1 pseudogene is annotated in these 235 nt (G+C 72.3%); it reads right to left on the bottom strand.

Annotation, left to right across the window (positions count from 1 at the left end):
- A pseudogene (locus STRIP9103_RS44780) lies at positions 1 to 235 on the bottom strand (hypothetical protein); the annotation flags it as partial.

The following is a 235-nucleotide window of genomic DNA, read 5'->3' as shown; positions in this document are numbered from 1 at the left end:
CCAGCGGTTGCGGCTGACGAAGGGCAGCCGCGCCCAGGCCCTGCCCAGACCCCAGGTGGCGCCGGCACCCGCGGCCGCGAGGGCGATGAGGACGATGGCGTAGATGAGGTGGTAGTCGGAGAACGGGTTGGTCGACATGCTCGCCGACCCGTCGGACAGGTGTTGGGCCGGCGGCCACTCCGCGATCCACATCAGCGCCATCATGGCGGTGCCGGCGACCGCGGCAAGCCGCAGG

The sequence above is a fragment of the Streptomyces ipomoeae 91-03 genome (assembly GCF_000317595.1).
GTDB classification, from domain to species: domain Bacteria; phylum Actinomycetota; class Actinomycetes; order Streptomycetales; family Streptomycetaceae; genus Streptomyces; species Streptomyces ipomoeae.
This window is presented reverse-complemented; position numbering and strand designations above follow the sequence as displayed.